This window comes from Filomicrobium sp., assembly GCF_025698805.1.
Classification (GTDB): domain Bacteria; phylum Pseudomonadota; class Alphaproteobacteria; order Rhizobiales; family Hyphomicrobiaceae; genus Filomicrobium; species Filomicrobium insigne.
Map to the genome: position 1 here is coordinate 187902 of NZ_JAILWT010000001.1, position 25542 is coordinate 213443.

At 57.4% G+C, this 25542-nt stretch carries 25 protein-coding genes; 10 read left to right on the plus strand and 15 right to left on the minus strand.

Translation table 11 applies throughout. The features are described 5' to 3' along the window. Positions 1-93 precede the first annotated feature (93 nt). Entirely contained in the window at positions 94-2148 is a 2055-nt protein-coding gene (locus K5845_RS00825; protein WP_287958029.1) for a 4Fe-4S dicluster domain-containing protein, read from the plus strand. A 136-nt stretch (positions 2149-2284) separates the two neighbouring features. After that, positions 2285-2407, plus strand: coding sequence for a hypothetical protein (locus K5845_RS00830; protein ID WP_280136729.1), 123 nt, complete (start codon positions 2285-2287; stop codon positions 2405-2407). Between the two features lie 154 nt (positions 2408-2561). Here the strand turns inward: K5845_RS00830 and K5845_RS00835 are convergent, their stop codons facing one another. The 12 genes from K5845_RS00835 to K5845_RS00890 form a co-directional block, all read right to left on the minus strand. After that, positions 2562-3578 carry a DUF6352 family protein gene (locus K5845_RS00835; protein WP_287958030.1) on the minus strand — a complete coding sequence of 339 codons (1017 nt, stop codon included), beginning with the start codon at positions 3576-3578 and terminating at the stop codon, positions 2562-2564. After that, positions 3568-4065: a DUF6505 family protein gene (locus K5845_RS00840; RefSeq protein WP_046477737.1), complete on the minus strand. Its 498-nt coding sequence runs from the start codon at positions 4063-4065 to the stop codon at positions 3568-3570. The genes K5845_RS00835 and K5845_RS00840 overlap by 11 nt, the downstream gene beginning before the upstream one ends. Beyond that, on the minus strand, positions 4062-4814 hold the full coding sequence (locus tag K5845_RS00845) for a biotin/lipoate--protein ligase family protein (RefSeq protein ID WP_046477735.1): 753 nt from the start codon (positions 4812-4814) through the stop codon (positions 4062-4064). Before K5845_RS00845 ends, K5845_RS00840 begins: the two co-directional genes overlap by 4 nt. A 44-nt stretch (positions 4815-4858) precedes the next feature. Further along, a complete protein-coding gene (locus K5845_RS00850; protein WP_046477733.1) occupies positions 4859-5050 on the minus strand; it encodes a DUF6494 family protein in 192 nt (63 codons plus the stop codon). Between the two features lie 196 nt (positions 5051-5246). After that, positions 5247-5369 carry a hypothetical protein gene (locus tag K5845_RS00855; RefSeq protein ID WP_280136728.1) on the minus strand — a complete coding sequence of 41 codons (123 nt, stop codon included), beginning with the start codon at positions 5367-5369 and terminating at the stop codon, positions 5247-5249. After that, positions 5366-6931, minus strand: coding sequence for a c-type cytochrome (locus tag K5845_RS00860; RefSeq protein WP_287958031.1), 1566 nt, complete (start codon positions 6929-6931; stop codon positions 5366-5368). The genes K5845_RS00855 and K5845_RS00860 overlap by 4 nt, the downstream gene beginning before the upstream one ends. A 6-nt stretch (positions 6932-6937) precedes the next feature. Next, on the minus strand, positions 6938-8095 hold the full coding sequence (locus tag K5845_RS00865; RefSeq protein ID WP_287958032.1) for a formate dehydrogenase subunit gamma: 1158 nt from the start codon (positions 8093-8095) through the stop codon (positions 6938-6940). Positions 8096-8203: 108 nt separating this feature from the next. Continuing rightward, complete coding sequence (locus K5845_RS00870) at positions 8204-8398, minus strand: hypothetical protein (RefSeq protein ID WP_046477728.1); 195 nt, start codon at positions 8396-8398, stop codon at positions 8204-8206. A gap of 243 nt (positions 8399-8641) precedes the next feature. Next, the gene (gene fdh3B / locus K5845_RS00875; protein WP_046477725.1) at positions 8642-9235 is read right to left on the minus strand and encodes a formate dehydrogenase FDH3 subunit beta; all 594 of its coding nucleotides are present in this window, start codon (positions 9233-9235) and stop codon (positions 8642-8644) included. A 3-nt stretch (positions 9236-9238) separates the two neighbouring features. Further along, entirely contained in the window at positions 9239-12175 is a 2937-nt protein-coding gene (locus tag K5845_RS00880; RefSeq protein WP_502814115.1) for a formate dehydrogenase subunit alpha, read from the minus strand. Positions 12176-12250: 75 nt separating this feature from the next. Continuing rightward, entirely contained in the window at positions 12251-12457 is a 207-nt protein-coding gene (locus K5845_RS00885) for a twin-arginine translocation signal domain-containing protein (RefSeq protein WP_046477721.1), read from the minus strand. Positions 12458-12587: 130 nt separating this feature from the next. Then, entirely contained in the window at positions 12588-13109 is a 522-nt protein-coding gene (locus K5845_RS00890) for a TorD/DmsD family molecular chaperone (RefSeq protein WP_197540893.1), read from the minus strand. Between the two features lie 549 nt (positions 13110-13658). On the opposite strand from K5845_RS00890, the gene moaA reads away from it, so the two are divergent. Beyond that, the gene (gene moaA / locus K5845_RS00895) at positions 13659-14702 is read left to right on the plus strand and encodes a GTP 3',8-cyclase MoaA (protein ID WP_046477718.1); all 1044 of its coding nucleotides are present in this window, start codon (positions 13659-13661) and stop codon (positions 14700-14702) included. A gap of 46 nt (positions 14703-14748) precedes the next feature. Here the strand turns inward: moaA and K5845_RS00900 are convergent, their stop codons facing one another. Further along, positions 14749-15108 (minus strand): response regulator, encoded by a 360-nt coding sequence (locus K5845_RS00900; protein ID WP_287958035.1) that lies wholly within the window; start codon positions 15106-15108, stop codon positions 14749-14751. 64 nt (positions 15109-15172) lie between these two features. Further along, on the minus strand, positions 15173-15736 hold the full coding sequence (hpt, locus tag K5845_RS00905; RefSeq protein ID WP_046477715.1) for a hypoxanthine phosphoribosyltransferase: 564 nt from the start codon (positions 15734-15736) through the stop codon (positions 15173-15175). Between the two features lie 255 nt (positions 15737-15991). Between hpt and ftsE the strand changes: the two genes are divergently transcribed. From ftsE to K5845_RS00935, 6 genes are all read left to right on the plus strand, one after another. After that, positions 15992-16648 (plus strand): cell division ATP-binding protein FtsE, encoded by a 657-nt coding sequence (gene ftsE, locus K5845_RS00910; protein ID WP_046477713.1) that lies wholly within the window; start codon positions 15992-15994, stop codon positions 16646-16648. Further along, a complete protein-coding gene (locus K5845_RS00915) occupies positions 16632-17714 on the plus strand; it encodes a cell division protein FtsX (protein ID WP_090226482.1) in 1083 nt (360 codons plus the stop codon). Before ftsE ends, K5845_RS00915 begins: the two co-directional genes overlap by 17 nt. Positions 17715-17941: 227 nt before the next feature. Further along, entirely contained in the window at positions 17942-18589 is a 648-nt protein-coding gene (locus K5845_RS00920) for a YdcF family protein (protein WP_046477710.1), read from the plus strand. 12 nt (positions 18590-18601) lie between these two features. After that, on the plus strand, positions 18602-19360 hold the full coding sequence (locus K5845_RS00925) for a lysophospholipid acyltransferase family protein (protein ID WP_287958039.1): 759 nt from the start codon (positions 18602-18604) through the stop codon (positions 19358-19360). 114 nt (positions 19361-19474) lie between these two features. Beyond that, on the plus strand, positions 19475-21895 hold the full coding sequence (locus K5845_RS00930; protein WP_287958041.1) for an adenosylcobalamin-dependent ribonucleoside-diphosphate reductase: 2421 nt from the start codon (positions 19475-19477) through the stop codon (positions 21893-21895). Positions 21896-22239: 344 nt separating this feature from the next. Beyond that, complete coding sequence (locus K5845_RS00935; RefSeq protein WP_046477700.1) at positions 22240-22671, plus strand: hypothetical protein; 432 nt, start codon at positions 22240-22242, stop codon at positions 22669-22671. Positions 22672-22788: 117 nt separating this feature from the next. Here the strand turns inward: K5845_RS00935 and lepA are convergent, their stop codons facing one another. Further along, complete coding sequence (gene lepA, locus K5845_RS00940; RefSeq protein ID WP_046477698.1) at positions 22789-24591, minus strand: translation elongation factor 4; 1803 nt, start codon at positions 24589-24591, stop codon at positions 22789-22791. 316 nt (positions 24592-24907) lie between these two features. Between lepA and K5845_RS00945 the strand changes: the two genes are divergently transcribed. Continuing rightward, positions 24908-25432 (plus strand): hypothetical protein, encoded by a 525-nt coding sequence (locus K5845_RS00945; RefSeq protein WP_046477696.1) that lies wholly within the window; start codon positions 24908-24910, stop codon positions 25430-25432. The last annotated feature ends 110 nt before the right edge of the window (positions 25433-25542 follow it).

A 25542-nucleotide genomic window follows, 5' to 3' on the forward strand; every position in this document is an offset into this window, starting at 1 on the left:
ATATTGCCAATTGAACCTTCCGCAAGTGCACTTTACAGCAGTTAAGGTCATAATTGCTGCTCCTTGCCACATAACATACGGCGGTGCCCCCATATGACGCAAAAAACCAACGATTCCAAGCTGCTGGTCTGCAACTGCCAGCGCTCGATGGACATCGATGCGGCAGGCTTGAGCAAGGCTTTGGGGTTCTCGGATAAAATAGTGGTTCACCAGGAACTGTGCCGCTCCGGAATTTCCGCATTCGAATCCGGTCTCGCCAGTGGCCACCCCCTCCATGTTGCATGCACGCAGGAAGCACCCCTTTTTCTCGAAATCGCATCCGAACAGGAATCCGAAGCGGAATTGCGATTTATAAATATTCGGGAAACGGCTGGGTGGTCGGAAGCAAAAAGTTCTGTCATGCCGAAAATGGCAGCGCTACTTGCCGATGCCAGCTACGAACCAGAGCCGGCGACAACGCTCACCCTTGAATCCAAGGGTATGTGCCTCGTTTACGGTTCCGGACAGGCGGCACTTGATACGGCTGCCAGTCTCGAAGGCCGGCTATCGGTTACCGTTCTCTTGAGCGATGCTGATGATGCGATACCACCGAACGTCGTTGCCCAACCGATTTACAAGGGCAAGATCCGGGCGGCACGAGGTGCGTTGGGCCGTTTTGAAGTGGTCGTCGATGGTTATGCGCCGGTGCTGCCGTCTTCGCGTGGCTCGCTTGAGTTTGCGATGCCGCGAGACGGAGCTTCCGCAAAGTGTGATCTGATCCTAGACATATCCGGAGGGCACCCACTCTTTACAGGTCACGGACGCCGCGACGGCTACATCAGTGCAGATCCGAACAACCCAGGTGCTGTCGCACGCGCGATGTTTGAAATTTCGGATCTGGTCGGCGATTTTGAAAAGCCGCGCTACATTGCGTACGACGCCAGTATCTGTGCGCATGCCCGCTCCGGCAAGGTCGGCTGCTCCAATTGCTTGGACGTCTGCCCACTGGGAGCAATTTCTCCGAACGGTGACAGCGTTTTGATCGATCCAGCCGTATGTGGCGGCTGTGGCAACTGTGCGGCTGCGTGTCCGACCGGTGCCGCGAGCTACGCGGTTCCACGGCGCGGTGATCTCGTGAACCGCCTTGGGATCATTCTCGACACCTATATCGGCGCCGGGGGAACACATCCCAGGATCATGTTTCATGATGAGAAACACGGGACTGAATTGATTGGCGCCATAGCCCGCTTCGGTCGTGGCTTGCCGGCCAATGTAATACCGGTTCGTGTCAATTCCACACTCATGATCGGACACGATACGATTGCGGCTGCGTTGGCGCTCGGCGCCGATCAGGTCGCCATTCTTTGTTCACCTGAGCATCCAGAGGAATTGGAAACACTCCGTGCGCAGTGCCAGCTGGCTCGCACGATTGTTTCGGCACTCGGCTACGAGGGCGACCGTATCGTTATGATCGACGAGCATGATCCCGACTCGCTCGAGAATGGCTTGCATGACCAGACCGAGCTTACCGCGATGACGCGGAATGCTTTCTCGGCACTCGGTAGCAAACGCGAAGTCGCCCGCATCGCGCTCACCAAGCTTCACGAAAGGGCACCGACACCAACCCAGCTCGTGGCGCTTCCAGAAGGCGCTCCATATGGCCGCATCGTGGTGGATGTTAGCGGCTGTACGCTCTGTCTGTCGTGCGTGGGTGCATGCCCCGCCAATGCCCTCGGTGATAATCCGGAACGTCCGGAACTCAGCTTCACCGAAGCTGCGTGCGTGCAATGCGGCGTCTGCGTTGCCACATGCCCGGAAAAGGTCATTTCACTCGAGCCGCGTTATGACTTCTCGCCGCAAGCCCTAACCCCGACGGTGGTCAAATTCGAGGAACCGTTCAATTGCATTCGCTGCGGAACCCCCTTCGGCGCCCGTTCTTCTGTTGAGCGGGTTGTCGAGCGCTTGAAAGGGCACTCGATGTTCCGCGATGCTGGGCAACTTGACCTCATCCAGATGTGCGATACGTGCCGCATCGAAACCCTCGCCAACTCCGGGAATGATCCGTTTGCCGGAGGTGAACGGCCACGAGTTCGCACAACGGACGATTATCTATCAGCCGAGGCTGAGGCGGCACGGACCGGCAAAGCGCCAGAAGACTTCCTTAATTAGCCCCGCGGGCCTCATCAGATACGGCTCAATTGCACGCCCTCTCACGTCCGCTCAACAGGCCGTGAGAGGGCCTTTCCATTGGCGCTTGACGTGTGCATTTAAGGCAAGATGAGAAATCGCCTCGGAGACAAGTCAGATGGCTTCCAAACTGCTTATCTTGTCTGCTGGGTTGCTGCTGATCGCTGGCGTTATTGCCGCAATCGATCCGGAGCGCGGAAACAACCTGCCGCAAACGCGGCTCGTCGGCAATGCATGGTGAGGCGAAGCCCAACACAGGAAACATGAGAAACGACGTCGGCCTTCTCTCCCCCTCCCCCCCCCCGAGCCGGCGTCCAACGGGTAGAGGTCTCAGTGAGCAGCACCAACTGGGACCTCTCCCCGATCCCTTGATCAGAGATTTCTTACGTCGAAGATCAGACGGAGGTGAGAAGGGGTAAATTCGTGATCAGATTCTGCGGCTTCATCTTGACCCGATCTTGAGCGGTCTGAGCCAATGCCAGATAAATGGGTCGCCCCTTCACGCGCTCGATAACCAAGCGCTCGTCCGGTATTTTCATCCGGAACAAACCGATCAGGCGTGTCATACTGTCGGCCGGAGGCGCATTTCCCTCATAGAGCGCATTGAGAATCTCCGTAGCCTCGCGGTCTAGGCCGATATGCCAACGCCAATCGCTATCCTCGATACGCGGACGCGGTTCGACTGTGACTTCGATACGGACAAGGTGGTTCAACCACCCTTCGATCACACGGGCGAACGCATCCAACGCTGGCTGTTCAAAGCGAAAATCGACAACGGTATCGAAACGGTCGGATCGGCCCCAGTAGATGTCCTTATTGTCCTCGCTCAGAACGTCGAGCGTGACACTCTTCATCTGAGTGCCCGTTTCAGCCAAAAGCTGCCCGAGACCCGTGTCCGTGCCAGTGCGCGCATGCATGTCGACGATCTCTTCATCGGCCAGCATTAAACGGCCATCGTCAGTCGAGACTGATTGTTCGCGGAAAAAAATCTCCGCAGCACGCAGTCGGATCGGATCACGCACATCCTTCAAGATATTGCGCAGAATGAGATGCACCATCTGATCGACGAAGACGGGCGGGACGACCGGCGTGGGATGGCGCATCAACGCGAGGTAAGCCCCCTCGATCGTGCGCGCACTCTTCAGCAGGTCACGATAAGCGAGAACGACAGCATAGTTCTCCGCTGCATCACGATCGGCGAGAGTCGCAAGACGCGCATCGGAAACGACCAGGAAGGGATCTTCCATAAGCTCGTCGTGGAGCTTGACCTCCTCGGCGCAGCTTTCATGAATCGGATGAATCTCGGGGCGCGTCAGATAGGCCCGAATGAAATCTGGTGTGACTTCCAACCAGCCTTCTTCACCTACGTTCAGCAGGTGCATTCCGGCTGATTTCCAAAAATCACGTTTCATCAGGCTCAACTTTCCAGACACGGGCGTGCAAAGGTTTGTCCGTCGGCGGGCGAATGGTGCGGAACTCTTCTTTTATGGCTCCGTCGGCATCCAGAACGCGACGCACAGTGAATACCGTGTTTATCGGCGCATCCTGTACGAGGTCGGTTATGAAAAACAGTTCTCCGCGTGCCGCTGGAAGCGCCGCTTCGATGTCGGGCGCACCGTATCGGGTAACGAAATGCTGCGCGAGCCGATACTCAGCTTCATCATAGTCCGAGCTTTGCGCCTGGGCTACGACCGCGAATGTGGAACGGCCAAAACTTGTCAGACCGAGGAAGCCATTCGCGAAAGCCTGGCGAAGCTTCCCGGCAATCGCACTCTTGTCGAGATCAGCGAACTCAAACGCTCCCGAGATCGCCCATTCATCCGGTTCGGCGGCTTTTTCGAACACGTGCGCATCACTCATGTCGAAGTTGATGGTACGCAGCAGTTTGTGGCCGCTCATCCTGTTAAATCCATCCCAGCTGCCGGTGCGCCCGCTTCGCTTTCAAGCGCTATTGTCTTGCCGTCAGCGAGCCGAACAAGCAATTGCATCTCATCTGACATACCTAATGCGCGCCCGCGAACCAGCCGGCCGCCAATACTAAAAGCGGCTTCGTGTTCATAGCCCTCGACGCGGCCGATGAACGGACCCGCGACAGCTTTGAAACCGTCATCCTGCCAAACCTGCAACCACGAAAGCATATGCGCACTCAGGGAACGCAGAATCTGGGTACGGTCGACATCCCCACCCCCTTCATCAAAGACTGATGTCAGTTGCTCTGCTTCTCCTGGTTCACGGTCTATGTGTGGGCTTGCGACCTGAATGCTCGCGCCGACGACCAGCCAATCGGGAACATCATCCGGACCAGATTGCGCGAGCGCGAATTTCACTTGTCCGACAAATGCACCGTTGAGCAGGATGCTATTGGGCCAGCGCAGGTGGACTGCAGTCTTCGGCGGCATCAGTGTGCCGAGGCTGTCTGCAATGGCCGAAAAAAACAGCGGCTTGATCTGTAATGCCACACGGCGCGAAACCTCTGGCTCCAAAATTAAAGCCATTTCGGCCCGTTGCGTACTTCTCGCCCAAACGATGTCCGCCGCGCCAAGCTCGCCACTAGCGGCGCGACGGCAGGCTGTCTCGAATGCTTCGGCCGGTGCCTTGATGGCATGGCCCGTCAAGATCGGGGGAAATTCTGGATCCGGCAAATGCATGTCTCTTCTCGCGCGGTGGGACGTGCTCCGGATAAGGCCATCGATCAGCCTAGATCGATCTCACCCTCAACAACGTGATTGAGATCGGTATTCTCCGAAGTCAAAACAACACGAACCTTCAACTTGCCACTTGTCAATCCGCGCTCGCGAACGAGCGCTTCGATCTCATGTTGTGACGTTACGCCAACCTGCTTGAGGAACTTGCGCATCGATAGGTTGAACTTTTCTTCGTCCATTTCACATCCTCTTATACGTAGAGATCGGGACTTGTCTCTCATTTGCATGATTGAGACACTGCGCCTTATCGGCACGCGGGAACGACGGGCTTTCTCGCGTATGATGTCTTTGACATCATCTCGATGGCCTGCTGCGCAGTGACGATACGCGGGGTCAGGCATTTGTCCGGTCCGCGCACCATCAAGATAATCAGCCTCACAAACGAACGTTGCGATCCGCGTAGGCATCCGATGAGGAGACGCGTGTGTAGTTCAACGTCACTGCGGCCGCAGCTGTAATGACAGCAAGGATAACGAGGCTCGAAAGAAATGCCTTCATGGCTTGTCTACTCCCAATTCGTTTGCTGGCGCACTCGGCTTCTTTGGATCGCTATTTTTCTCGTCAAGCTTATCCGATCCGCCGGGGCGGGTCGCTTCTTTAAGATATGAAATTAGATCATCGCGCTGTTCAGGGTCGGTCATCTTCTGCAGCGGCATTTTTGAGCCCGGCGTGAAGACATCCGGTCCGAGTTCAAAAAGCTTGGAGACGGTTTCCTCGGTCCAGATGATGTCGAGGTCCTTCAAGGGCTCCGAGTACGGGTATCCCGGGAGCGCTGCTATCTTTCTCCCAAATATTCCGTAGAGCGTTGGACCAGCGCGATTTTTGCCATCAGGTTTCAGCGTGTGGCAGACGCTGCATTTCCGCGCGAATTGAATACGGCCGCGGGCAAGAGGATCGTCGCTGGCTTCGCTAAACTGAAACCGCCGCGGATAGGGACTGTCGATGGGCTCGAAGGGTTGACGCGGCGTGATCTGCCAAGCCGTCACAAAATCATCCAGACCGCCCAGATATATTCTCTTTCCATCGGACGCGAAATCCATGGCCCAGATTGGACCGTAGGGATTTTGATATTCCTCGATCAACGTAAAATCCGCTGAGCGATAGACCCGGACAGTGCCGTCAGCGCCCCCCGTCGCCAAAAGGCCGGGCTTGTCTGTCGCAGCAAGAGACAGGATCGGGCGTTCGGAGCTCTTTAATTCTGCAACGACTTCACCTGTGCGCGCCGATACGACGCCAGCGGTGCCGTTCAGACCGCCAAAGGCCAGATTCTCAGTGCCGGGAAGACGCGCGAGAACATTGATCCCCCAGCCCAGCCTGTAGATGGGACGCTGGTACGCGCCGTCCGTGACCTTGAAAAGGCGGATCTCGCCATCATAGCCAGCCGTATAGACGTCTGCGCCGTTCGCGGAGAATTCGACATCGTTGACTGGCCCGCGATGCCCCTCGAGCACGGGGCCGGGCACGAGCCGCTCCAGATCCCAAAGCCGGGCCGTATGGTCCCAACTCGCCGTCGCCGCCCAGCGGCCACCCGGCGAGACCGCAAGCCCCACGATTTTTCCCTTGTGACCGGAAAAGCGATGCAACGCCTTACCGTTTTCGAGGTCCCACAGGACGAGCACACCGTCGTCGCCCGCAGCGAGCGCCTTTTTGCCCTCTTCTCCTACGAAGGCAACGGCATTGACGGCACCGTCGTGTTCGTCGAACCGCCGTCCCTCGTCAACCTTCTCGCCGGAGACATCCCACAGCATCATCGCGTAGTCGAAGCTACCCGTCAGGACGCGTTCATGCGCTCGGTCGACGCTTATGGCTTTGACGGGACCGCCATGTCCGACCAGATTGCCATGCGCGGATCGGCGTTCCGATGCATCTGGCAACCCTTTTGGAGCCGGAGCCTGCATAGCCTTCGCGGAGGATGTACCTGTCGCGGGAGAGTCGGCGGCCCCGCCCGTTGCGACGGCCGGTCCTGCCAACGTTCCCAGCGCCACCAGCATCCAAACGGCCGACCAAATGGCCAGCCGTTTGCTGCGCAGGACGCGCGCTTGCAGGCTATTGTGCCTCATAGCCGGCTACTCGGCGGGTACTGGCTGACCTGACGGACGGTGCGCTTTTCCGGCTGCCAGTTCCTCTTCCGCCCAAACGCTGTGGTGCTCCTTGGCCCAATTTGTATCCACCTGTCCGGTTCCCATGGCATCGAACGCACCCTCCATGCCAAGCGTTCCGATATAGATGTGGGCGAAGATCACGCAGATCAGGAACAGCGCCATGATCGCGTGCCACAACGAGGCCAATTGCTGCTCCTCATTAGCGGTCAACTGCGTCGGCAAATCGAAGCCGATCATGTTCAAAGCCGCAAACGTCTTTGAGAACATCGGCATGTCGAACGGGAACATCAACGAGAGGCCCGAAAGCGTAATTGATATGCCGCTCAACATGATGAGCCAGAAGAGAATTTTCTGACCTGCATTGAACTTGCGGGCCGGTGGATGCACGCCGCGCGAGAACATACCGCCGCCCTTGGCCAGCCAAATGAAGTCTTCCTTGCTTGGGAAGTTATGGCGCAACCAGAGGACGAACGTGATTAGGAGGCCGGCCATGAAGGCGAAGGCGACATAGTTGTGCAACCACTTGGCGACGATCGACATGCTTGCGAACGCTTCTTTACCCATGACAGGGATCAGTACGTAGCGCCCGTACAGCACGTTCAGGCCGGTCAACGCCAGAATGACAAATGACGTCGCTAGAAGCCAATGGCCTGTACGCTCGAGATAGTTGAAGCGCTCGATCGTGGCACCCGACTTGCCATGTTCGATACGGATACGGCCACGGATGAGGAAAAACAGCGCCAGAAGGCCCAGGATTCCGGCCATCGCGTAGGCACCATAAGTGGGCAACGGGCCATTACGTACGGCACGCCAAGTTTCGCCAGAGGAATCGACCAGCACGCCGGCCTTCTTGTCCATGATCGAGACCTGACCCTGAACGCCCTGGCGTAGTTTCGTCCAAAGCTCGATGTCGTAGCTTCCACCTTTTTCAGGAACGACCATAGGAGCTGTGGCGCCACCGTTTACTGCTCCGGCCGGCGGGCGCACGTTGGGATTGCCCGAGGAGGATTGGGCAAAAGCCGGTTGCGCGGCCACGATGAATAGTGCCAGCAGAGCGATCAGCGCATTCCACAATGCCCAACGCTCAGCCCCACGCTCCCCGTTATTTTTCAACTCAGCCATGGCTGTCTCCCTAGAGCCTTCTCCACCTATTCCTCAGACCAAGCTGCGCAGCCGCTGAATTATTCTTGTTCTCGCAGCCGGCTGTTGGCCTGCGCTCCTTCACACCCCTCAATTTCCCCGTAGGTTCTGAGCACGTGCCCGCAGTTCTTCGACCTGCTGCTTGCTCAGCTTCTCATCCTTCTTGCCGGCATAAACGCCAGGCGTGTGCATGAGGGGGCGGTTCTGCTCCGCCTCGCGGCACGCAGTTAGCGACAGCGCGAGCCCTGCCGCAATAAATGGTGCCAAATACGTCGCCGACTTCATTGCCGAATTCCCCCACGCTCAATGTCGTTCATGATGGGTCATACCGATCGGCTGCGAGCGATATTGGGCTTTCCATAGATCGCTCTGCTTCATGATCGCGCAAGCGTTCAGGAATTTCCATAGTTGTGTGCGCGGGCGGCCAGATCAAAAAGTATGATCCCGTAATGTTTCTGGTTTCGGGCACGAAACGGGGCGGCATAAGCCGCCCCGATCGTTACTTCGATGCTGTCGGATGGGCACGACCTATCCTTGAGGACCAGGATAAGCCTTACCCCAACCCCAGGCGCCGGAACCGAACCCGCGGGCCACGACACGTTCGCGATAAATATCGGAGACGATATCGCCATCACCTGCGAGCAGCGCTTTGGTCGAACACATCTCTGCGCAGAGCGGCAGCTTGCCTTCGGCGAGACGGTTGCGGCCGTACTTCTTGAACTCGATGTCCGAATTCGCCTTCTCAGGCCCACCTGCGCAGAACGTGCACTTGTCCATCTTGCCGCGTGATCCGAAGTTAGACGCCTGAGGATATTGGGGCGCACCGAACGGGCACGCGTAGAAGCAATAGCCGCAGCCGATGCACAGGTCCTTGTTATGCAGAACGACGCCTTCGTCGGTCTGGTAGAAGCAGTCGACGGGGCAGACGGCCATGCACGGTGCATCAGAGCAGTGCATGCACGCGACCGAAATCGACCGCTCACCCGGTTTGCCGTCGTTGATTGTGACGACACGCCGACGGTTTACGCCCCACGGCACTTCGTGCTCGTTCTTACAAGCGGTGACGCAAGCGTTGCACTCGATGCAGCGTTCAGCGTCGCAGAGAAACTTCATACGTGCCATGGATCAGGCCCTCCAAATCTTGCAGAGCGTGGTCTTTGATTCCTGCATCTGCGTGACGGCGTCGTAGCCGTAGGTTTGTGCGGTGTTGCTCGCTTCACCTAGGACGTAGGGATCCGCGCCCTCGGGATATTTCGATCTGAGGTCTTTTCCTTGGAAGTGACCCGCAAAGTGGAAAGGCATGAAGGCGACGCCAGACCCGACCCTTTCGGTGACCAAAGCCATAACCTTGACCTTGCCCTTTTCCGGTCCCTCAACCCAAACAGTCTCGCCGTCCTTGATCCCTAGGTTATTGGCGTCCTTGGGATTGATTTCGACGAACATGTTTTGCTGTAGCTCGGCCAACCACGGGTTCGAGCGGGTTTCTTCGCCGCCGCCCTCGTATTCGACCAAGCGTCCCGAGGTAAGGATGATCGGGTAGTTCTCGTAAGTCTTCTGTTCGACCGCCTTCTTCTGGACCGTCTCGAAGAGTGTCGGCAGACGGTGCAGTTTCCGGTCGGTGAACGTCGGATAGGCGGCGACCAGATCGGGGTTCGGCGAATACAGCGGCTCGCGATGTAGCGGAACCGGATCCGGGAACGTCCAAACCACCGTACGAGCCTTGGCGTTACCGAACGGCGCCAGGCCGTGCTTGATGGCAACGCGTTGGAGGCCGCCGGACATATCCACCTTCCAGTTGACCTTACCCATGGCTGCCGGATCGCTGCTTCCTGCGACCTTCTCGATGGCAGCTCTTTCCTCTGCCGTCAGGTCACCTGCCCAGCCGAGCTTGTCGATCATGGCATAGGTAATCTCCGGATACCCATCCTTGATCTCCGAGCCTTCGGGGTAGGATTCGACTGCGAGCAAGTTGTCGGCGTCGGGGTTCCCCTTCGCCCACTTCTCTGGCGCAGCAACACCGAACCGGGCGCGGAAGCAGAGGCCACCTTCGGCAACCGGCTTCGAGGTGTCATAGAGCACCGGCGTGCCAGGATGCTTCAGCTCGGCGGTGCCCCAGCATGGCCATGGCAGACCGTAGTAATCGCCGTCGCATGGGCCACCATTGGCCTTCAACGTTCGTTTGTCGAAGGTGTGCTGGTTGGCCATGTGCAGCTTCAGGCGGTCGGGGCTCTGTCCCGTGTAGCCGATCGTCCACATGCCTTTGTTGAACTCGAGCGTCGTGTCTTCGACACTCGGTTCGTTCTTTTCGACCTTGATGTTCTTGAACATCTCTTTGTCGAAACCAAACTTCTTGGCGAAGAGATACATGATCTCGTGATCGACCTTGGCTTCGAAGAGTGGCTCGAAGACCTTCTCACGCCACTGCAACGACCGGTTGGACGCGGTCACGGAACCGGACGTCTCAAACTGTGTCGCCGCCGGAAGCAAGTATGTGTTGTCGGTCCGATCCTGCATAACCGCCGTGGCCGTCGGATACGGATCAATGACGACGAGAAGATCGAGCTTCTCCATCGCTTTCTTCATGTCCGGTCCGCGAGTCTGCGAGTTGGGTGCATGCCCCCAGAAGACCATCGCGCGCACGTTGTCGGGCTGATCGATATTGGCCTTGTCCTCCAGCACACCGTCGAACCAACGGCTGACGGGGATGCCTTTGGCCTCCATCATCTCCTTATCTTTGAAGCGCGACAGCAGGTAGTCGTAGTCTGTGTCCCAGACCCGTGCCCAGTGCTTCCAGGAACCCGTCGCCAGACCGTAGTAGCCCGGCAAACTATCCATCAGCACGCCGAAGTCTGTGGCGCCCTGAACGTTGTCGTGGCCGCGGAAGATGTTGGCACCGCCGCCTTCCACGCCGATGTTCCCGAGTGCGAGCTGCAGGATGCAGTAAGCACGCGTATTGTCGTTACCGTTCGTGTGCTGCGTTCCGCCCATGCACCAAACCAACGTGCCGGGTTTGTTTGTGGCGAGTGTCCGCGCGACGCGATGCAACTGCGAGCCGGGAACGCCGGTCACCTTTTCGGTTTCTTCCGGGGTCCACTTCTTCACTTCTTCGCGAACGGAATCCATGCCCCAGACGCGTTTGCGGATGTACTCCTTATCTTCCCAGCCATTTTCGAAGATATGATACAGGATACCCCAGATCAGAGCGACGTCCGTACCGGGGCGGAACCTGACATATTCGGTGGCGTGGGCTGCCGTGCGTGTGAAGCGCGGATCGCAGACGATCAGCGGCGCGTTGTTCTGCTCCTTCGCCTTCAAGATATGCTGCAACGAAACGGGATGCGCTTCGGCGGGGTTGCTGCCGATGAAGAACATCGCCTTCGAGTTCAGCATATCGTTGTAGGAATTTGTCATCGCGCCATAGCCCCAGGTGTTCGCAACACCCGCGACCGTGGTTGAGTGACAGATGCGCGCCTGGTGGTCGATGTTGTTCGTGCCCCAATAGGCCGCGAACTTGCGCATCAGGTAGGCTTGCTCGTTAGAATGTTTCGCCGAGCCCAGCCAGTAAACCGAGTCAGGTCCAGACTCTTCGCGGACCTTCATCATCTGGTCACCGATCTCGTTGATCGCTTGATCCCAGGTGATGCGCTTCCACTTACCGCCTTCCATCTTCATCGGATATTTGAGACGGCGCTCGCCATGCGCGTGCTCACGCACGGACGCGCCCTTGGCACAGTGCGAGCCGAGGTTGAACGGGCTGTCCCAACCGGGCTCCTGCCCGATCCAAACACCATTTGAGACTTCAGCAATTACCGTGCAGCCCACCGAGCAGTGGGTGCAAACAGATTTACGCGTTTCAAGTTTGCCGGCTGCTTTTGGAGCAGCCGCGTGCGCGCGCTGAACGCGCCCTCCGACAAACGAAGTCGCGGCCGCAACGCCCCCAACGGCAAGTCCAGAATTGCGGAGGAAGGACCGACGGTCGATCGCGCCACCGGGAACGGCATCACGCAGCACCGCCGTCATACCTTGGCGAGGCGTTACACCGGAAACCTTTTTCCTGAGCATATCTCTTCTCCCATGAGCGGAAGCCCGCGCGTTCGCGATAGGGTTCGCGCGACGCGTGCTCCCGAGCTCAATTCATCACATGAATTTTGCGAGTTCGTAGTAGCGCTTTACGTGTTCGCTCTCACGGTAGGTCTGGCCGGGCTTTGGTTCAGCCTCGACCTCAGCTGCCAGTGCTGGACTTGCCGCAGCCACTGCTGCCGCGCCACCACCGACCACGCTCGCGCCGGCAAGTTTAAGAAAACTACGCCGGTCGGCTGCCGCGGCCTTCTTGTCATTTTGCATCGTCCGCTCCTCCTTTTGCCCGGTCCGACAACCGGGCCTCCTTCGTGCATTGCGTGCCTCTCGACGCCCAGAGGCATCAGGGTTGAAGCTGCAGAGACACTGGTCAGCTTCGGCCTTAGGAAAAAGCGCGTTAGACGTACTCAAACGCGCGTTTTTCAATCTCCATAAACTCGACGCCTATGCGGCCCAGGGCGGCATAGAACGAAGACTGATCTGTCTCAGAGAGATCCTTGAAGAAATATGGTGCCCAAGACGCCACATGCGTTTCGAAGAATTTCCGCTGGCGCTCCAAGTCGACTGGACCTACGAGCGATCCGTCGACGAGACCTGCCATAATTTCGAGGACACTCGCGATATGGTCCTCCGGCTCCTTGACCGACGGATCGCGCTCGATGCCGAGCGCAGCCATATCCAGACGCAGTCTGGCAAGTGGCTTTTCATGTAGAAAGCCGGTCAAATAGTAGGAGGCGAATGGAACCAGTACGCCGCGACCAAGACCGATAAACAAGTCGTGGAAGTCGTCATCGGCGGCGACTTCATCCGTCGCAGCAGCCGCCTTAGCAAACTTTGATATTGCCTGACCTAATGGGCTCTCGTCGCCAGTCAGTTGTGCTGCGTGCTGAAGTTCTGATTTCTTGACTGTTTGCGTCAAGTATGCACATATGAGCCGGTACAGATCGGCTCGCAGGTCCTCCTCGGATCTGTCTGCGAAATCTTGTTGCCTATCCCTGGGCAGCGGTTTCGCGACCAACGCGACCCCTCCCTTGCGCCTGCATTAGGTGTGTGAACAATTCCGCTTCAGACTGCGACGAAATATGCCGATCTGCAAGGCAGATTCATTGGTATGCCAGGAACCAAAGCACTGATTTTTCAAAGCTATCTCGCATCACAGCATGCATAAATTATGCTCTGTTTGCTGTTTTTTACGTCGTATTCTAAGGTCTGGTAAATTTATCAATTGAACGCGCAAATTTGCATTTTCACATTGCTGCAGCGCATTCATGCTGAGGCTTGCACTTGCGGCGTGCACCGATAGGCTGAGGTACGGTCGCCTAAACGGTGCGCAGACCCTGCTTCTGACATTCTGCGCTGACCATATAGCAAACGGCCAATTGGATCGCCGATCGTGCTCGCTGGATGCGTTCAATCTAGGATCAAAATCATGCGCCGGATCGGCAAGTAGGGGAAGAAATATCTCAAGATGGCTGCCGAAAGTCACAATCAGCATGTGCCCGCGCTTGAAAAAACTGCGCCGATGATCGACCCCTTCGGTCGTCACGTCTCCTACTTGCGCGTCTCGGTTACAGACCGTTGCGACTTCCGATGTGTCTATTGCATGTCGGAGCATATGACGTTTTTGCCGAAGAAGGATTTGCTGACGCTCGAAGAACTCGACCGGCTGTGCTCCGCATTTGTATCGAAGGGTGTCCGCAAGCTTCGGATCACAGGTGGCGAACCCTTGGTCCGTAAGAACATCATGTGGTTGTTTCGAGCTTTGTCACGCCATCTGGACGCAGGCGACCTCGAAGAATTGACCCTGACAACCAACGGTAGCCAGCTCGCTAAATTCGCGACTGAGCTTTATGACTGCGGCGTGCGCCGGATCAACGTTTCACTCGATACGCTGAGCCCGGACAAGTTCAAGGCCATCACCCGCTGGGGGGACTTAGAAACGGTCTTGAAAGGTATCACCGCCGCGGAACGCGCCGGGATCAAGATCAAGATCAATGCGGTCGCCCTGAAAGGCGTCAACGACGAAGAGATCGACGATCTGATGCGGTTCGCGCATGGCCGTGGTGCCGACCTCACGCTCATCGAAACGATGCCAATGGGCGATATCGAAGGCGATCGCACGGACCAATACTTGCCGCTTTCACTCGTACGCGCTCAGCTCATGGACCGCTGGACGATGCATGACATCCCCTACAAGACTGGCGGCCCGGCTCGCTACGTCGCTGTCGAGGAAACCGGTGGGCGGCTCGGTTTTATCACTCCGATGACGCACAATTTTTGCGAAAGCTGCAACCGCGTACGTCTGACCTGCACGGGCACGCTCTATATGTGCTTAGGACAGGACGACGCGGCAGATCTTCGCGCGCCGCTACGGGCCAGCGATGACAATGACGTCCTCAGCGCAGCTATCGACGAAGCCATCGCGCGCAAACCGAAGGGGCATGATTTCATTATCGACCGGCGCACAAAACGCCCAGCCGTATCACGACATATGAGCGTGACCGGCGGCTAGAAATGGATGGGCCGGGAGCGGGTTTGGCTTTGCGCGGCTCAATCTATCAGCTTAAGAGCCGCTGGACGGCAGCACGCATATCCTCAAGCGCAAACGGTTTGAGTAAAAACTCGTAACGTGCGTTGCTCAATCCGTTAACGCGTTCCAATTCTGCGTGATGCGCCGACATCAAGAGGATCGGCATATCGGCTGCGATAGTAGCAGCACGCTGGCATAATGTGATCCCGTCCAAGCCAGGCATATCAACATCCGCGATCAGCAATGCGAAGGTCGCACCGGGCGTTGTAAGTTGTTCGAGCGCTACGTTGCCATCCTCAGCTACCGATACATCGTGGCCATCACCCTGAAGCGCGTGCTTTAAAAAATTTAGCGTCGCGGTGTCGTCGTCGGCCAACAGGATCTGCATCTTCGGACACCTCAGGACGCTAATATTTACCATATGGGATAGGGCACCAGGGCGCGCGCCAGCTTCATCCACCTGCCATCCTGGCGACATAGGGAAGTTCACGGTAGCGATGCGCTAGATCCATACCGTAGCCGACGACAAATTCGTTGGGACACTGGAAAGCGCGAAAATCGACCTCGAGTTGCACGGCCCTGGGAATGAGCTTTTCCAACAGAACACAGGTCAGAATATTGCGCGCGGCGCGCGCACTCATCAGGTCTTTCGCGAACGCCAGCGTGCGACCGGAATCCAGGACGTCGTCGACAATCAGAACATTGCGTCCGCGAACGTCCAATTCTACGTCACGCAGGATGTCAACGGTGCCCGATGAAACCTTGCTCTTGCGATAGCTCGACAGGGTTATGAAATCGACTTCCGGCTCAATGCCGACGGCGTTTAAAGCGCGGATCAGGTCAGCCGCAAAAACGAAACTGCCTTTCAAAACCGCGACGACGATTAGATTTTCAAGCTTGCGCGCGGCAATTTCCACCGCAAGCGACTGAAGGCGGGTTGCAATTTGGTCAGAGGTGAAGACAACCTCGAGATTAGTGGCCGTCTGGTTTTTGGTCGCGGACGTGGGTTGGCTCATTTTCTCGTTGCCTTGTCTTCAGAAACTGTGGTCTGGGCTGTTGCACAGACCTGCGGTTCGCTTCTATCCAGTCTCTAGGTATCGACGGAATATGATAGTCACGCAATTGCGTACACAATGGGGGCCCACATTAACACTTGCGTACACGAGGTGGCCACATTCCTCCTTGATTGAACGCTAGCCTAGTCTGGCGCGCCTTGCGCCAAGCCTTTTCAATGCATGCAACCTTCTTGCAGAACTGACTGAGCACAGCACGTGATCCGACTGAACAATGTTGCTTTGCGCTATGATCGTGGACCTGACATCCTGACGGACGTCAATTTTCACCTGCGTCCAGGTTCGTTCCACTTCCTCACTGGTCCTTCCGGCGCCGGGAAGTCTTCCCTATTGCGGCTCCTGTTCATGTCCATCCATCCGACGCGGGGTCAAATTCATCTTTTCGGCCAGGATGTCAGTAAGATTACGACAGCCAAGCGCGCGCAACATCGGCGCCGCATCGGCATCGTGTTTCAGGATTTTCGTCTGCTCGATCACTTGACCACCTGGGAAAATATCGCACTTCCTTTGCGCGTCGTCGGCAAACGGATCGACGATTATCGCGAGGACGTGACGGATCTTTTGCAATGGGTCGGGCTCGGCGATCGCATGCATGCCTATCCCTCGATTCTGTCGGGCGGTGAAAAGCAGCGTGCCGCTATTGCCCGCGCCGTCATCGGCAAGCCGGAACTGCTTCTGGCCGACGAACCGACGGGTAACGTCGACCCGCAGATGGCCCGCCGGCTTCTGCGGCTTTTTATCGAACTCAACCGGCTTGGGACATCGGTCGTGATTGCAACGCACGACCATCAACTCATGCGCCAGTTCAAGGCGCCAAGATTGGAATTGCACGACGGTCATGTCAGGATCGTTTGACACCACAGGAGGCCGACCGGCTCGTCAGCGGTTCTCGGACGCTGACGCGCTGGATGATGTCGTGACAGGTCCGCCCACACGGACGGCGCGGCCACGCCTCATACCGCAGCGACGCCGCGAACCGTCCGGCGGTCCGTCGCGCAGTATCCGGATCGATAAGAACGGCGGCCAGGGTGCTGTCGTACCCGCCGGGTCGGTGACGGGTAGCTCACTCAATCTCGTTATTACGATCATGTGCTTCCTTGCGTGCCTGACAGCAGGTGCCGTTTACATGATCAATCAATCTGCGGATGCATGGCTGCGTGATGTCGCCAGCGAAGTTACCGTTCAGGTAGAGCCCCGCGAGGGCAGCGACATCAACAAGGTCGTGGATGACGTGGCTGCTTATCTACGTGCTCAGCAGGGTATCGCAGCCGCCACGGTATTGAGCCTTGATAACGCAACACATTTGCTTGAGCCCTGGCTTGGAAAGTCCGACGCACTGGAATCCCTGCCCGTGCCAAGGCTCATCGCTGTCGAACTGAATCGCGGCGCTCCACCCAACTTTGAAGCCCTATCGCGCGAACTCCAGACGCGGTTCACAGGCGTCACACTCGACGACCATCGCCAGTGGCAGACACAGATCCGGACGGTGACTCGCTCTCTGGCTCTTGGCGGGATCGCCATCCTGCTTCTTGTTGCCGCCGCCACGACAGCGATCATTGTCTCAGCAACGCGCAGCGCCATGGCTTCAAACAGGGAGATTGTCGAAGTTCTTCACTTTGTTGGCGCTACCGACGGCTTTATCGCGCGTGAGTTTGAAAAGCACTTCCTTCGTCTGGGCATTCGTGCCGGCGTCGTTGGCGCCGGGTGCGCCATGCTCGTGTTTTTGCTGATGCCCATCGTGACGCTGCTCTTGGGCGGCGGCTCCATGACCATGGTGGAACTCAACCGGCTGATCGGCACCGGCACGCTCGATGCTGCTGGTTACGTTCTGTTAGGCATCGTCATCGTCGTGATTGCCGCGCTTTGCATGCTGACGTCACGTTTCGGGGTCTATCGCATTCTCAACAGCCGCAACGATTAGTAACGCCGGAGCGCGCGTGCTTGCCGCAACACTGCCAGCTTCGTATTCTGGCACTCAGAAGCGTGGCGGGACGGGGCGGTTGCAGGCTCGGCACGTTTCGGGGGATAAGGGGCGACGCCCAAGAGCGAAGTCAATGAACCGAATGGACCCGGGTCTTCAGACGACCGGGCCCGATTGTTGTTTGGCATCATCACTGGGCGCTTTCGATTTGCAGGTGGCCTGACAGAATGACCCGCGGGTTGAAATGGCTAATCGGGTTGTTTGCGATGAGCGCGGGGCTCGTCGTGTTCGGCTTCGTGTTGTTTGCCAGCATCGTGATGCGCGACCCGGAGCCAGACAATCAAAAGGCCGATGCCATCGTGGTGCTGACTGGCGGTGAATCCCGCATTCGCGAAGCGGCGAAGCTATTGCGCCAAGGCCGGGCCGGCCGTCTGCTGATCACCGGCGTCAATCCGAAGACGGGCAGCCGCGACATCGGCCGACTGAGCGGGCTGACCGAGGAGGAACTCGACTGTTGCGTCGATCTTGGCTACGAGGCGCTCAATACCAAGGGCAACGCCGAAGAAACTGCAGGCTGGACGCGCGCGCGCGGATACACTTCGCTGATCATAGTGACAGCCAGCTATCACATGCCACGCAGCCTGCTTGAGTTGTCGCGCGAACTTCCGAATGTCACGTTGCTGGCGCACCGAGTCATGCCGAAAAGCTTGCAGCAGAACGAGTGGTGGCTTAACCCGCGTACCGCGCGCGTCCTGCTTTCCGAATACGTCAAATTAATCCCGGCCGCGATGCGCCTTGCGGTTACACGTGTCCTTTCAGGATGGGAGGATGGCTCTGTCGCTCAGAGCCAGCCTGAAACTCCCGCCAAAATCTAAACCGGTTCTCTCATGTTCCGATCGATCCTGTTTACCGGGGTGTTCTACCTGAACACTGCTGTGTTCCTCATTCTGGGCTCACCGCTGCTCTTCGGCCCGCGCCGATGGGCGATGATGGGCCTGAAAGCGCATGCGCGCGCTTCCCTCTGGTGGATGCGGGTGATTGTCGGAACCAAGCTCGAAGTGCGGGGGCTCGAACGCCTGCCGTCCGGGCCTGTCCTTGTTTGCGCCAAGCATCAATCTGCGTGGGATACCTTCGCGCTGATCCCATTGTTTCGCGACCCCGCGATGGTAATGAAGGCGGAACTCGGCAATATCCCACTTTACGGGTGGTTTTCCCGCAAGTTCGAACACGTCCTCATACAGCGCGAGCGCGGCCCGGCGGCATTACGCCAGATGATCCGGGATGCCAAAGCCCGCGCCGAAGAGGGGCGGGAGATCGTTATTTTTCCCGAAGGAACACGTCGCGCACCGGGAGCTGCGCCTGACTACAAGCCGGGGGCTCTGGCACTTTACGACGGCCTGGACCTTCCTTGTGTTCCCTTGGCGCTCAACTCCGGCCTGTACTGGCCCCGCCGCTCTATGATCCGGTATCCCGGCACAATCATTGTGGAGATTTTAGACCCTATTCCGCCGGGCCTCCCACGCTCCGAGTTTCGTCAACGGCTTATCTCCGACATTGAAACAGCATCGGAGCGGCTGATGGCTGAAGCGGCTGAAAGCGCTACGCCACCGCCTATCCCAAATCCAACCACAGCAGAAACAAAATAAGAATATTTAGAGAACATTTATTGACGCGCGTACAGAGCGACCTTATTTTAACGGGAGTTCTCGCGCGGCTGTTTCGGTCGCACGCTATATGAGTTGGACCGACAGTAAAAACCGATGCCTCACGCCAAGACACCGGGTTTTTTTGCAGCAATCGCCGAAGCGATCTGGAACGGCAAATACCGTCTGATGGATGCGGACGGCGCAGCGGTCGACAAATCGCTCGCCGATACCTTTGCGCGGGTAGCTCGCGCGGCAGCGTCCGTCGAAAAGGGCGGTGCGCAGCAGCGCCAACGCTGGGAGAAGCGCTACTTTGAGGCGCTCGCCGACTTCGGCTTTCTGCCAGCTGGACGCATCCTCGCGGGTGCAGGATCGCAACGCGAGGTCACGCTTTTCAACTGCTTTGTCATGGGCACGGTGCCCGACGATCTCAGGGGCATCTTTGATAGCGTCAGAGATGGTGCGCTCACCATGCAAATGGGTGGCGGCATCGGCGTCGATTTCTCAACGCTCCGACCCAAGGGGGCGCTTGTCAAAAGCATCGGCGCAGACGCCTCAGGTCCGGTGAGTTTTATGGAAGTCTGGGACGCCATGTGCCGGACGATCATGTCAGCTGGGGCCCGTCGCGGCGCAATGATGGCAACGCTGCGTGATGATCACCCCGACATCGAAGACTTTATCGAAGCAAAGTCCACAGCTGGGCGCCTGACAAACTTCAATTTGTCGGTTCTGGTCAGTGACAAACTCATGCAGGCTGTCGCTGACGATGCAGAGTGGGATCTGGTTTTTGACGGGAAGGTTTACCGACGCCTACCGGCGCGGGACCTGTGGCAGCGCATTATGCGCGCCACGTACACTCAAGCCGAACCGGGCGTCATTTTCATTGATCGCGTCAACGCACGGAACAACCTTTCCTATTGCGAGACGATCCGGGCGACGAACCCTTGCGGTGAGCAGCCGCTGCCGCCATTCGGCGCATGCCTGCTTGGCTCTTTGAACCTGACGCAGTTCATCCGCGATCCGTTCACGGCAGACGCCCATCTCGACATCGATAGTCTGCAAGAACGCGTTGCTGTCGCGGTGCGCTTCCTCGACAACATGATCGATGTTACCCGCTATCCCCTGACCGCCCAAAAGCAGGAGGCGAAGGCGAAGCGGCGCATGGGCCTTGGCGTTACTGGGCTTGCCGACGCGCTGATCATGTGCCGAGAGACCTACGGCAGTACGCGCGCCCTGAAACTGGCCGAAAGCTGGCTGCGGACCATCGAGGTTACGGCCTATCGCACGAGCGTTAATTTGGCCCGAGAACGCGGATCGTTTCCACTTTGCGATGCGAAGGCGCTCCTACAAAGCCCCAACATCATCGGGCTCCCTGACGATATCAAACGCGGGATTGAAGCTCACGGCCTACGGAATGGCTGCCTGACATCGGTGGCACCAACCGGTACGATTTCATTGCTCGCTGGGAACGTTTCGAGCGGCATCGAGCCGGTGTTCGATTTTATCTACCAGCGCAATGTGCTTGACCGGCATGGCGGGACCCGCAGCGAAACCATCGAAGACTACGCCCACGCTGTCTTCCGGCGCCAATTCGGCGAGGATGTAGGGCTTCCGGACTATTTCGTACGTGCCGACCAGTTGACTCCGAGAACACATCTGGAAATGCAGGCTGCCATCCAGCGCCATGTCGACAGCTCTATCTCAAAAACCATCAATTGCCCCGCGGAGATGACGTTCGAAGCCTTCAGCGATGTTTATTCGATAGCCTATGAGCTGGGGCTTAAGGGCTGCACGACATACCGGCCCAGCGCATTGCGTGGTGCCGTTTTGAGCCGCAGCGTGGAACAGTCACCGCCAGCACCAACCGAGACCGAAGTCAGCGGGTCGATTGCCACGACCGGGGCACCACAGGCCCCGGTCAAGGCCGCCGCAGTCCATTACATGGCCAAACCCCTCGAACGCGAGCCAGCGCTTCAGGGCTATACTTATAAGTTGAAATGGCCGGGCAGCGACCACGCGCTCTATGTGACGATCAACGACATCGTTCGAGATGGGCGCCGTCGGCCGTTCGAGATCTTCATCAATTCGAAAAACCTGGAACACTACGCCTGGATGGTGGCACTGACCCGGATGATCAGTGCTGTTTTCCGGAGAGGTGGCGACGTATCTTTTGTGGCGGAAGAACTTACCGCCATCTTCGATCCCCAGGGCGGCCGCTGGATCGGCGGGCGCTACGTGCCTAGCCTCATCGCAGCTATTGGCGAGATCATAGAGGAACACATGCGCCGTATCGACTTTATGCCGGGCGATCAGGAGCAACATTCGCTGGGGCTGGCTCAGTTGATGAATGCCGGGTCAGAAGGTCCAACGGGCACTGATAAGGCGACACTAACGTCGCGCTCGGAGATGGGCGATGCCCCCTCCGGCTTCTCAGCCCAACAAACTCCCGCTCAATGCCCGCGGTGCGGCTCGGCCCAATACGTCCGCTTGGAAGGTTGCTGGGAATGTCAGCGGTGCGGCTTTTCCCGTTGTGATTGAGTGCAGTAACACAACAGCTCAAACACCCGAATTCTTTAACAATTCTTTTTCATCTTACGTGGAACCGGTTTACCCGGTCGCTGGTTTGACACTCGTACACTTGTTGCGGGAAATCGGCACAAGCAAAATTCTCGCCGGATGGCATCGACAAGTCCGTCCATGGAGTTTTTTCGTGCAAGTTACGCTAAGAACAAGCTATTTGGTTTGCGCAGATAACGTGATGTTTACCGATTGTTGAAAAGAGTAGGCACTAGCCTTATTTCAGCGCGATAATCAAACTAAACTTGTTATTGTTGCGCTACCCTTGGTGTCGTTGTGACCGCGTGGTCCGAGGATGTATTGTAATGAGTGCGCGCATTATCGAGCTGGCTGAAGTCCGCGCAAAACGCGCTGGACGTCGCTCGCGCCCCGCGAAGGTTGCTCCCCAACCTGTCGCCCATTGCGAAAATTTCTATTTCTGGCGCGGCGCCTCAGGCAGCCGGTATGTTCATTCGATCTATTCCCTGATCGAATGCCCAGAACTTCCGAAGACAAACTACTTGCTCGTAAAGCGCGACGAGATTAGCGGGCAGCGCACGGTGCTTGGCGTTGGTCTTGCCACCCACCACGCACCATCTCTCAACCTCGCGGAAATTCGCCAGAGGGGCGCTCTTCTCGGGGCTAATGAAGTCCATGTGCACATGCTCGCCGGTTCGCTGAAGCAGGCGAAACTCATTGAATTCGATCTGCGCGCGTCCCTTTACGGGCTCGATACAGCGACAATGGTTCACCACTGAGATCTTAGCGCGAACATCTGCCTTATGAACCTCGGTATCTGCCTGACGATACCGAGGTTGTTTTATATTCAGATATTTTGAGCATTTAGCCGTTTCTAGACACGGATGCTCACGGCGTCAGTTTTCGTCCATCTTTAGAGCGGCAATGAAAGCTTCCTGCGGAATCTCGACTTTGCCGAACTGGCGCATTTTCTTCTTACCGGCCTTTTGCTTCTCAAGGAGCTTGCGCTTGCGCGTGATGTCGCCGCCATAACATTTGGCAATAACGTCTTTGCGCAAAGCGCGGATCGTTTCTCTCGCGATAATCCTGCCGCCAATCGCCGCCTGCACGGGGATCTGGAACATATGTGGCGGAATGAGATCCTTAAGCTTTTCGCACATGACGCGGCCGCGGCTCTCGGCCCGTGAGCGATGGACGATAATCGAAAGCGCGTCGACCGGCTCGGCGTTGACCAGGATCGACATTTTGACGAGGTCGCCCTCTTCATAGCCGATCATTTGATAGTCAAACGACGCATACCCCTTGCTGACAGACTTTAAGCGATCATAGAAATCGAAAACGACCTCGTTCAGTGGCAGTTCGTATACCAGCATGGCCCGCGAGCCGGCATATGTCAGGTTCTTCTGGCGGCCTCGCCGGTCCTGGCAAAGTTTCAAAACCGAACCGAGGTACTCGTCCGGCACCATGATGGTGGCGCTGATCCAGGGCTCCTCCAACCGGTCGATGCGGACGGGGTCCGGCATGTCCGCTGGATTATGCATCTCGATCATGGTCCCGTCGGTCATATGGATCTGATAGACAACGGACGGAGCTGTGGTGATGAGATCGAGGTTAAACTCTCGTTCCAATCGCTCGGTAATGATCTCCAGGTGGAGCAAGCCGAGAAAACCGCAACGGAACCCAAACCCCAATGCCGCGGAACTTTCCGCCTCGAATGAGAAGCTGGCATCGTTAAGGCGCAGGCGCCCCATGGCGTCGCGCAGATCTTCAAAATCAGCAGCGTCAACTGGAAACAGACCACAAAACACCACCGGCTGCGCCGGCTTGAAGCCAGGCAATGGCTCGGCGCACGGGCGTTTGTCGTCGGTGATCGTGTCACCAACTCGGGTATCCGCGACCTCCTTGATCGCTGCGGTGAAGAAGCCGATCTCGCCCGGACCGAGCTGGTCTAACATTTCCTGCTTCGGTCGGAAGACGCCGACACGCTCGATCGGATGCACGGCGCCCGTCGACATTAGACGGATCTTCTGTCCCTTCTTCATCGTGCCTTCAATGACGCGGACCAACACGATGACGCCGAGATAAGCATCGTACCAGCTGTCAACCAGCATCGCCTTCAGAGGCTTCGTCGCATCGCCTTCAGGAGCCGGCAAGCGTTCGACAACCGCCGCTAGCACGGCCTCGACATTCACACCGGTCTTGGCGGAGATGGGGATCGCATCAGAGGCGTCCAGTCCAATCACATCCTCGATCTGCTCCTTAACCCGATCGACGTCGGCTGCAGGCAGGTCGACCTTGTTGAGGACAGGCAGAATCTCAAGGTCGTTGTCGAGCGCGGTATAAACGTTGGCAAGCGTTTGTGCCTCAACACCTTGAGATGCATCGACGACCAGAATAGCGCCTTCGCAGGCCGCCAATGAACGCGAGACCTCGTAAGCGAAGTCCACGTGGCCTGGCGTGTCCATCAGGTTCAACTGATAGGTTTTGCCGTCGGTATGCTTGTAATCAAGGCGCACTGTTTGAGCCTTGATTGTGATGCCGCGTTCACGCTCGATGTCCATCGAGTCGAGAATTTGCTCTTTCATCTCGCGCGTGGTCAGGCCGCCGGTCAACTGAATCAGCCGATCGGACAACGTGGACTTGCCGTGGTCAATGTGAGCGATGATCGAGAAGTTTCGGATCAACGATGTATCTGTCATGGCGGCTCATTAGCACCGGCTTCGTGGCGGTGCCAAGCAGATTGGAAGCCGCATCCAAGGCCACATATCCATTTTTTTCCGTGCCTCTTGCCCTTGTCGAACGCGAGATGCGGTCTACCGAATGGTTAATATTGGTGGCCGGAGGCAGATCTGAAGGCCTGAAATCTTTCAGAACGTGCAAGTTTGCGGGTGACCCCGACAGTTGGGGCTCGCGTTTCTACCTCTGGCACGCTACGGTTTGGTTCGTTTCTTAGACTGATTTCCGGCGGAGAGAACTCATCCCCCAGAGTTTTCTGGCCGAGCCAAGGAGCCCCACATGGCAAGCTCATCTAAATCCAAGAACCATGCTCTGACTGAGGAGGCCCGGGAAGCGGCAAAGGCTGCATTCGATGCCCTTGCGCAATGGCGCGATGATATGGCGGCGGCCAACGAGCGTTATTCGACAAAGGTGTTCGATCAAATGGCCCAAGCGACACGGGCGATGGGCTGGCCGGACAACGTTATCGAAACAACTCGCATGCAGATGCAAAACGCATCTCAAATGCAGCTCCAGATGATGGATCAGGTGATGGAGGCTTGGTCGGAGCAGCTTAATTCTCCGACAGCTGCCATGCCGACCCCTACAGATTTCATGGAGCAACTTCAACGGATGCAGGCTGGCGCTATGAACGCCGGCACGTCGGGCTTGGGCTTCGGCAACATGCCAGGAACCGGTGGGTTCGAAGGTATGGCGATGGCTCCGTTTCAGATGTGGATGCAGGCTGCCGAAATGTGGCAGCGGAATATGGCTTCCGCGATGTCGATGTGGACCGGCGGCGCCTCTGACAAACGCAACCGCTGAGTGACTGCCGGTTTCTTGTCCGAGTGATCTTTGCATCCGCCCATGAAGGCGGATGCTTTTGATCGTTCCCCGCCTCGGGGCAGCTTACCGACCTGCCCGATTAATACCCA

Bases quoted from the DNA above. Each gene is read 5' to 3' on its own strand.
- K5845_RS00825 (WP_287958029.1), top strand. From the start codon at position 94: ATGACGCAAAAAACCAACGATTCCAAGCTGCTGGTCTGCAACTGCCAG.
- K5845_RS00830 (WP_280136729.1), top strand. From the start codon at position 2,285: ATGGCTTCCAAACTGCTTATCTTGTCTGCTGGGTTGCTGCTGATCGCT.
- K5845_RS00835 (WP_287958030.1), bottom strand. From the start codon at position 3,578: ATGAAACGTGATTTTTGGAAATCAGCCGGAATGCACCTGCTGAACGTA.
- K5845_RS00840 (WP_046477737.1), bottom strand. From the start codon at position 4,065: ATGAGCGGCCACAAACTGCTGCGTACCATCAACTTCGACATGAGTGAT.
- K5845_RS00845 (WP_046477735.1), bottom strand. From the start codon at position 4,814: ATGCATTTGCCGGATCCAGAATTTCCCCCGATCTTGACGGGCCATGCC.
- K5845_RS00850 (WP_046477733.1), bottom strand. From the start codon at position 5,050: ATGGACGAAGAAAAGTTCAACCTATCGATGCGCAAGTTCCTCAAGCAG.
- K5845_RS00855 (WP_280136728.1), bottom strand. From the start codon at position 5,369: ATGAAGGCATTTCTTTCGAGCCTCGTTATCCTTGCTGTCATTACAGCT.
- K5845_RS00860 (WP_287958031.1), bottom strand. From the start codon at position 6,931: ATGAGGCACAATAGCCTGCAAGCGCGCGTCCTGCGCAGCAAACGGCTG.
- K5845_RS00865 (WP_287958032.1), bottom strand. From the start codon at position 8,095: ATGGCTGAGTTGAAAAATAACGGGGAGCGTGGGGCTGAGCGTTGGGCA.
- K5845_RS00870 (WP_046477728.1), bottom strand. From the start codon at position 8,398: ATGAAGTCGGCGACGTATTTGGCACCATTTATTGCGGCAGGGCTCGCG.
- fdh3B (WP_046477725.1), bottom strand. From the start codon at position 9,235: ATGGCACGTATGAAGTTTCTCTGCGACGCTGAACGCTGCATCGAGTGC.
- K5845_RS00880 (WP_502814115.1), bottom strand. From the start codon at position 12,175: ATGCTCAGGAAAAAGGTTTCCGGTGTAACGCCTCGCCAAGGTATGACG.
- K5845_RS00885 (WP_046477721.1), bottom strand. From the start codon at position 12,457: ATGCAAAATGACAAGAAGGCCGCGGCAGCCGACCGGCGTAGTTTTCTT.
- moaA (WP_046477718.1), top strand. From the start codon at position 13,659: ATGGCTGCCGAAAGTCACAATCAGCATGTGCCCGCGCTTGAAAAAACT.
- K5845_RS00900 (WP_287958035.1), bottom strand. From the start codon at position 15,108: ATGCAGATCCTGTTGGCCGACGACGACACCGCGACGCTAAATTTTTTA.
- hpt (WP_046477715.1), bottom strand. From the start codon at position 15,736: ATGAGCCAACCCACGTCCGCGACCAAAAACCAGACGGCCACTAATCTC.
- K5845_RS00915 (WP_090226482.1), top strand. From the start codon at position 16,632: ATGTCAGGATCGTTTGACACCACAGGAGGCCGACCGGCTCGTCAGCGG.
- K5845_RS00920 (WP_046477710.1), top strand. From the start codon at position 17,942: ATGACCCGCGGGTTGAAATGGCTAATCGGGTTGTTTGCGATGAGCGCG.
- K5845_RS00925 (WP_287958039.1), top strand. From the start codon at position 18,602: ATGTTCCGATCGATCCTGTTTACCGGGGTGTTCTACCTGAACACTGCT.
- K5845_RS00930 (WP_287958041.1), top strand. From the start codon at position 19,475: ATGCCTCACGCCAAGACACCGGGTTTTTTTGCAGCAATCGCCGAAGCG.
- K5845_RS00935 (WP_046477700.1), top strand. From the start codon at position 22,240: ATGAGTGCGCGCATTATCGAGCTGGCTGAAGTCCGCGCAAAACGCGCT.
- lepA (WP_046477698.1), bottom strand. From the start codon at position 24,591: ATGACAGATACATCGTTGATCCGAAACTTCTCGATCATCGCTCACATT.
- K5845_RS00945 (WP_046477696.1), top strand. From the start codon at position 24,908: ATGGCAAGCTCATCTAAATCCAAGAACCATGCTCTGACTGAGGAGGCC.